Genomic DNA, 6,290 nt, shown 5'->3' with positions numbered 1-6,290 from the left:
AGGCCACTTATCAAATAAACAGGCGCTTGATATGTTTATTGAGCATAAACCAAGCTACATGAGCCACGTATTATTGGCGCATTTATCGAAAGATAATAATTGCCCCGACCTGGCGCTGAAAATGTTTGCCGGGCATGCCGGTGATACGCATATCAGTGTTGCTTCGCGATATGAGGAAAGCCCGGTTTTTGTGATAGATCCATTGCCGGTTGCTGCCGGCGAAAGCCAGGTGCTTAACCAAATTACCGGGCAGTTTCAGTTTGCAATAGGCTAGCATTTATTGCGTGTTCACGTTCACTGCCTGAACAGCAGTGTTATTTATAATTTACTTATAATCAACATATTAAATAAAATTGTTCATGCTATTTAGTGAACAAAAGTACAGTTCCTATTCATGCTCGACATCCTATATCAAGACGAAAACCTTATTGCTATAAATAAACCGCACGGGTTGCTGGTACACAGATCATCTATAGCTGCCGATGCCGAAGAATTTGCTTTGCAGTTGCTGCGCGACCAGATAGGGAAGAAGGTGAACCCCGCTCATCGTATCGACAGAAAAACGGGGGGAGTACTGCTTTTCGCTTTTGATAAACCTACCGAGATAGCCATGCAACAGGCTTTTATGGAAAACCGGGTGAAAAAGAAATACCTGGCTATATTACGCGGATACACACCCGATGCTGAAGAGATTGACTACCCTTTGCGTAAAGAGAATGGTACGTTACAGGAGGCCCTAACGCGATATGTAACCCTCAACAGGGCCGAGCTTGATTTGCCGTTCGGCGCGCATCCAACATCAAGATATTCACTCATTGAGGCGTCGCCGGAAACTGGCCGTATGCACCAGTTGCGTAAACACTTTGCCCATATATTTCACCCTATTATTGGCGACCGCACACATGGATGCAATAAACAGAATAAGTTTTTTAAAGAAACCTGGGAAATGGAAACTATGCTATTGCACGCATCACAACTTACATTTATGCACCCGGTTACCGGAGAGGAGATAACTATAAAAGCGCCTTTACAGCCGGAGTTTAAGCGGGTAATGCAGCTGATGGGTTGGGAGGATAATTAAAGGAATTCTAGTGATTTTTTTTGCGCCCTAAAACGCCCTAAAACGACTTTAAAACGCCCCTTTTATACCGCTTTGATCAAATATCTTAAATTAGGTGTTTGTTAATTAAAATGTTGTTTACAGTAATTATGTTGAATATTGCCGAATAGGCGCTGTTTCGTTTTTTCCCATTTGGAACGCATGGTGGAACGCGAAACTTGAATTTGCATCCTAACTAATAAACAATCTTTATATTTGCAGTATGAGTAATAACGAGGTAATGAAAAAGCTGCGTGTGGCCCTAAGCCTTCGCGATGATGATATTGTTGAAATATTAAAACTGGCTAATTTTCGTACTACTAAAACTGAGTTGAGCGCTATATTCCGTAGCGAAGATCATCCCAATTATGTACAATGTAAAGACCAGCTGCTGCGTAATTTCTTAAACGGCCTGGTTATACACCTTCGTGGCCCTATGCCTCCAAAAACACCGAAGACAGAGAGTAAAGAGAATAGTTAATTCTTTTGGATCAAGCGGTACTTACCGCTTTTTATAAGCCGCTGCTGTTCCTCGCTAAACGCCTCGCGCCCGCCAAAGTCTTGTACCCAGTATTTGCTGTTTTCGGCAACACCTACTTCTTTAAAGCCGGGGTTCATCAGGTTTTTACAATGGCCTTCGCTTTTAAACCAGCCGGCCATTACCTCGGGGATACTGGTTTGCCCAAAGGCAATATTTTCGCCAATCATAAAACTTTTCCAGCCTTTAAATATATAGCCGGCAGTAACAATACGGGTGTTCATGGTTCGGCCGTCCTTACTTTCGTGGCTAAAGTAATTTCTTCGTGCCATATCTTTTGCGTGGCCTTTGGCTGCTGCTTCTAAATCGCTGTTCCAAACAATAGGTGGTGCAGGCGGGTAATAAGTATCGCCGCAATTGCAGCCTTTTGCGCGGGTTTTATTGATCAGGTTTAAAAACTCCTGTTTAAAGGAAGCGCTGTCATCAGCCCTGTTTATTAAAATAAACGAGCTGAATGCCAATACGGTTATAGAAAATAAAACGCCTAAAATGTATTTCTTCATGTCGATAATTAAGACACTATTAACGTATTATGGTTTAATTATATATAAACCATGGCGTAAATTTCAGAAAGTATTTTTGAGGGTTATAACGACGCCAGTTTACCTACTGCCGCCGTTTTTAAGGGCTTTTTTGCGGCGACTACCGGTTTCTTTTTTTTGATAACCGCAGGCTTTTTATCTTTTACAGGGGTGTTATCAAAAGTAATGATTACACCTTTTTCCTCATCGCGTTGCAATTGTGCTGCTATCTCAGTAGCACGCTTTTCTGAGGCGTCGCCTTTTTCATAATCTTTTTGGCGGTTGTACAGATAGGCATAGTTTTGCTGCACCACGGCTTCTAAAGCAGGCATATTATTAGCGGTAGACCATTTTAAGGCTTCATTCAGATCTCGTGCAGCCATTTTATATTCACCCAGTTCCATTTTTATGGCCGATAGCTTTACCAATGAACTAATAATGTTGGGTATGTCTTTTACCTGGCGCGATATTTTGTTTGATTGCAGCGTAAACCATTTGGCCTGGCTGTATTTTTTTTGTGCTATATAAACCCTGGCCAGGTCATCAAAGCTTGACCGGATACCTGTGGTATCTTCATAATAGCTATAATTATGCAGGGCCAATAAAGTATAATGGATAGCTTCTGTTTGGTAATAGGCCCTTACATTACGGTTAGGCTGTTTATCAAATTTAAGGTACTCGGTTGCAATTTGGGTATATATAGCGCCTTTTAGGGTATCGTTAGTAGTAAGCTGTAATTTTTGCTTAAGGCTGTCTATGCTGCTTTTGTCAACATCATCTGCATGCGCGGCAAATGTAGTAGCGGCTAATATAAATGTGATCAGTATAAAAAGTTTTTTCATCTGCAAACAGATATCAATATGTATGTTATACTCCAATCAAATTTTATGCCCGTTTATTTAATATAAATATTGTGGGGCGTGCAATTTACAATAAACATTGCTAATAGTATAATTTGTTTGATTTATAGCTACTTACAGTTTAATAAATAGATATTGACACTGCTAAGTTTTATTAACAGTTAAATATTAGTACATGGTAATGTACACTATAACAGAATTTTGTTTTACCTGATGACGCTTTCGTAACGATTGATGAACCTGTTGAGGTTGGCCGATGCAGATAACGCCCAGTTAAACAGCATGATGCCTAATGTTGCAGTTAAAATTCCTGCTATAACATCAAGCACATAATGGTGGCTGGCATAAACGGCAGTAAACCATATCCCCACCATTACAACCCCAAAAAACCAATTGATAATGCCAAGGCGGTTTTTAATACCATAGTACACTACAATAACCGGGTAAGATGAGTGCAATGATGGCATTGCGGCAAACACATTTGACCCTTTTGAGTAGATGGATTTGAACAGGTTGATGTTGAAATATTTATCGAACCGTGCCAGGCCGGCGGTGTTGCCTTGTGTAAGCGGGTGAAAATTAAAGCCATGAAACTGTATATACCACGGCGGTGCTGCCGGATATACGTAATAAACAACAAAGCCAAGCATGTTTACTAACACAAAGGTTAGTGAAAAGTACAGAAACTGGCGTTTATTTTTAAAAAACAGGTATGCGGCAAATGCAAGCGGTACGGGGATCCAGCACAGGTAGAAAATACCGGCTGCTACATCAATAAAGTTTGTGCTTTTAAGGCGCAGGTACTCGTTAGGGGTAAGCATGGTACCGTTAAATTTTATTCCGAACAGGCCCTTTTCGGCATCGTATAATCCTTTTACGGCAACATCATTATAATTATAGTTAGGGAACGCCTTCATATAATCAAATATCACCCAGTAAATGATAAAGATAGAAAAGCCCAAAATAAACTTGCGCGTTATTACCGATGCGTAAAATAACACGTTAAATATGCCAATCAAAATCAGCTGGTCTGTTTTAAAGCCAACTAATAAGATAGATAAGATGAAGTATGCGATAGATATACCGGTAACAATGCTTATACTTTTTGCATTGACCTGTATATCACCGTCAACAGCGTTAGCCATTCTGCTTTTTAATGAAATCCGAATTAAATATTTTATCCCATAGCGGGGAACTTACACCGTAACCTTTGGTAGGGTCCTGGTAGTGGTGCAGCATGTGGTGTTGTTTTATGGTTTTCCAGAACGATCCTTTAAAGTTAAAGTGATGTATGGCATAGTGCGATATATCATAAACCAGGTAACCTAAAATAAAGCCCGGGAAAAAGCCAAAAATATAGTTTGCAGGCAACAGAGCGTTAAACAAAAAGTAAAAGCCTGTGGCCAATGGTATGCTTGCTGATGGTGGCATCACCAGGCGTTTTGCGTCGCTTGGGTAATCGTGATGTACGCCGTGGAAAATAAAGTGTAAACGCAGCGCCCATTTAGCCTTTGGTACAAAGTGGAATACAAAACGGTGCATAACGTACTCGGTAAGCGTCCATACAAACAGGCCCGCTAAAAACAGCCAGATGTAGTTACCTACACCAATTTGCCTGTCGTAAGCAAAGTAGCTGGAAACTAAAATAACCGGTACAAAAATTATAATAGGCACAAAGTAATGCACCTTTGATAAACTCTCTAAAAAACTACTCTTAAACATCCTCACAGATTCCTGTGAGTTTGAAACAAAATTCTTAGCCATAACACTTAAGGTTTAAAACGTTCTGTAACCTCTTTTCCTGTAACAGGGTCGGTACCCTTCATTTCTATAAAAACAATATTTGGTGACCACATCGAACCTCCATCAATTTGAATAAAAATATTCTGAAGCACGATCTGTTTTTTGGCCACAGTTGCGAAGATATGATATTTTCCGTCGGCAGCCCTCATTAAAGTAAGCGGAAATTTTTTGTATGACATAATTCTGATATCATACTTATCGTTACCCAATGCTTTTGATGTTAAACCGTAGGCAAATTTACGCTGTATAAACGTTAATTCAGATGGTTCGCCATTTTTTTCTGCATATTGAAGCCAGTAGATATGAATGGGCGAGTCCTCATCCGGTTTGCCTGTTTTTTCATCGATATTGATATCATATGACAGGGCATTGATATTTGGCGACCGCTGCAAATAAAATAAACGATTTGCATTTGCAGGCGGTGTTGGATAGATCCGCCCATTTTCATCCGTTCGTACTTTCGTGGTATCTGTTTGTTTTATATTATGTAGGTTATGGGCATTGGCTGCCGCGTTAAAACCTGATAGCGTAAAAACTACAAATAGTACCAGTAAAAGCTTTAACGGGGATTTGATCATTCTTCTTTTTCAGACAATGCCTTCTTGGCATTTACCAGTCTTTTAAAGGCTGTTAAATTTGTTAATACCGCAAGTATGGTGATAGGGAAGGTAAAGATAGACATGGTTTCGAAAACATGCCATTTAATACCCGGTACGTACAGTTTGTAATCGCCGCCAATGTATGATGATGCCACACCGCAGGCAATAGCGCATAACCCAATGGTTACTACACGCTCGGGGCGCTGCATCAGGCCGCCTTTAGAATCAACCCCAAGGCCTTCGGCACGGGCGCGTACATAACTTACCATCATTGAGCCAATAAGCGCTATAAACGCAAATATGGAGCTTAAGAAGTAATGGTGGGCAACAAGGTAATAACAGATGCCTAAAAACATGATCAATTCACTGTAGCGGTCAAGCACAGAATCGTACAGGGCGCCAAAAACAGATTTCATGTTACCCAGGCGGGCCACCTGCCCGTCGAGCATGTCAAAAAGGCCTGCAAATAGTATTAATGCACCTGCCCAGCCTACGTAGCTAAAATCGCCGCGGTTACCGTCTTCGGCACCTATAATAAATATGGCTGCAACGCCTACATTTAAAACGAAGCCAATAGAGGTTACCGCGTTAGGCGTTAACCCTACTTTTATCAGGAGTTTTACAAATGGGTCGATAATTTTATATATCCCCAGCTGCAAACTTGTGCGTACTGATGTTTGTGGTTCCATTAGTTATAAAAATAAATAAAATTAAACATATTAAAAATCAAACTTAATCTTTACCCGTATTCCCCACGGGGCAATGCCGGGGTGGTCCAGGTAGGTAAACCTTCTTACTGCATCAACCCTGATGAATTTGAAGATGTTTTCAACGCCCACACTACCTTCCATATATGGCGTTTTGCCAAGT

8 protein-coding genes and 1 pseudogene are annotated in these 6,290 nt (G+C 40.7%); 3 read left to right on the top strand and 6 right to left on the bottom strand.

The window, feature by feature from the left end:
- The 3 genes and pseudogenes from WC615_RS22055 to WC615_RS22045 all read left to right on the top strand — a co-directional run.
- Window positions 1-274: pseudogene (locus WC615_RS22055) on the top strand (hypothetical protein); the annotation flags it as partial.
- Between the two features lie 120 nt (window positions 275-394).
- A complete protein-coding gene (locus tag WC615_RS22050; protein WP_372980206.1) occupies window positions 395-1,081 on the top strand; it encodes a pseudouridine synthase in 687 nt (228 codons plus the stop codon).
- Between the two features lie 241 nt (window positions 1,082-1,322).
- A complete protein-coding gene (locus WC615_RS22045) occupies window positions 1,323-1,580 on the top strand; it encodes a DUF1456 family protein (protein WP_372980205.1) in 258 nt (85 codons plus the stop codon).
- On the opposite strand, the gene WC615_RS22040 is transcribed toward WC615_RS22045, so the two are convergent.
- The 6 genes from WC615_RS22040 to WC615_RS22015 form a co-directional block, all read right to left on the bottom strand.
- The gene (locus WC615_RS22040) at window positions 1,577-2,140 is read right to left on the bottom strand and encodes a CAP domain-containing protein (RefSeq protein ID WP_372980204.1); all 564 of its coding nucleotides are present in this window, start codon (window positions 2,138-2,140) and stop codon (window positions 1,577-1,579) included. The two genes, WC615_RS22045 and WC615_RS22040, sit on opposite strands and share 4 nt — an antisense overlap.
- A gap of 83 nt (window positions 2,141-2,223) precedes the next feature.
- Complete coding sequence (locus tag WC615_RS22035) at window positions 2,224-3,000, bottom strand: hypothetical protein (protein WP_372980203.1); 777 nt, start codon at window positions 2,998-3,000, stop codon at window positions 2,224-2,226.
- 224 nt (window positions 3,001-3,224) lie between these two features.
- Window positions 3,225-4,163, bottom strand: a complete 939-nt coding sequence (locus WC615_RS22030; RefSeq protein ID WP_372980202.1) for a phosphatase PAP2 family protein — start codon at window positions 4,161-4,163, stop codon at window positions 3,225-3,227.
- Window positions 4,156-4,782 carry a sterol desaturase family protein gene (locus WC615_RS22025; RefSeq protein WP_372980201.1) on the bottom strand — a complete coding sequence of 209 codons (627 nt, stop codon included), beginning with the start codon at window positions 4,780-4,782 and terminating at the stop codon, window positions 4,156-4,158. Before WC615_RS22025 ends, WC615_RS22030 begins: the two co-directional genes overlap by 8 nt.
- Window positions 4,783-4,787: 5 nt before the next feature.
- Window positions 4,788-5,399, bottom strand: a complete 612-nt coding sequence (locus tag WC615_RS22020; RefSeq protein ID WP_372980200.1) for a DUF4833 domain-containing protein — start codon at window positions 5,397-5,399, stop codon at window positions 4,788-4,790.
- Window positions 5,396-6,109 carry a CDP-alcohol phosphatidyltransferase family protein gene (locus WC615_RS22015; RefSeq protein ID WP_191176662.1) on the bottom strand — a complete coding sequence of 238 codons (714 nt, stop codon included), beginning with the start codon at window positions 6,107-6,109 and terminating at the stop codon, window positions 5,396-5,398. The genes WC615_RS22020 and WC615_RS22015 overlap by 4 nt, the downstream gene beginning before the upstream one ends.
- Between the last annotated feature and the right edge of the window lie 181 nt (window positions 6,110-6,290).

It is taken from the genome of Mucilaginibacter sp., assembly GCF_041663085.1.
Classification (GTDB): domain Bacteria; phylum Bacteroidota; class Bacteroidia; order Sphingobacteriales; family Sphingobacteriaceae; genus Mucilaginibacter.
Note: the sequence above shows the minus strand (reverse complement) of the source record. Positions and strands in the feature narration are given on the sequence as shown.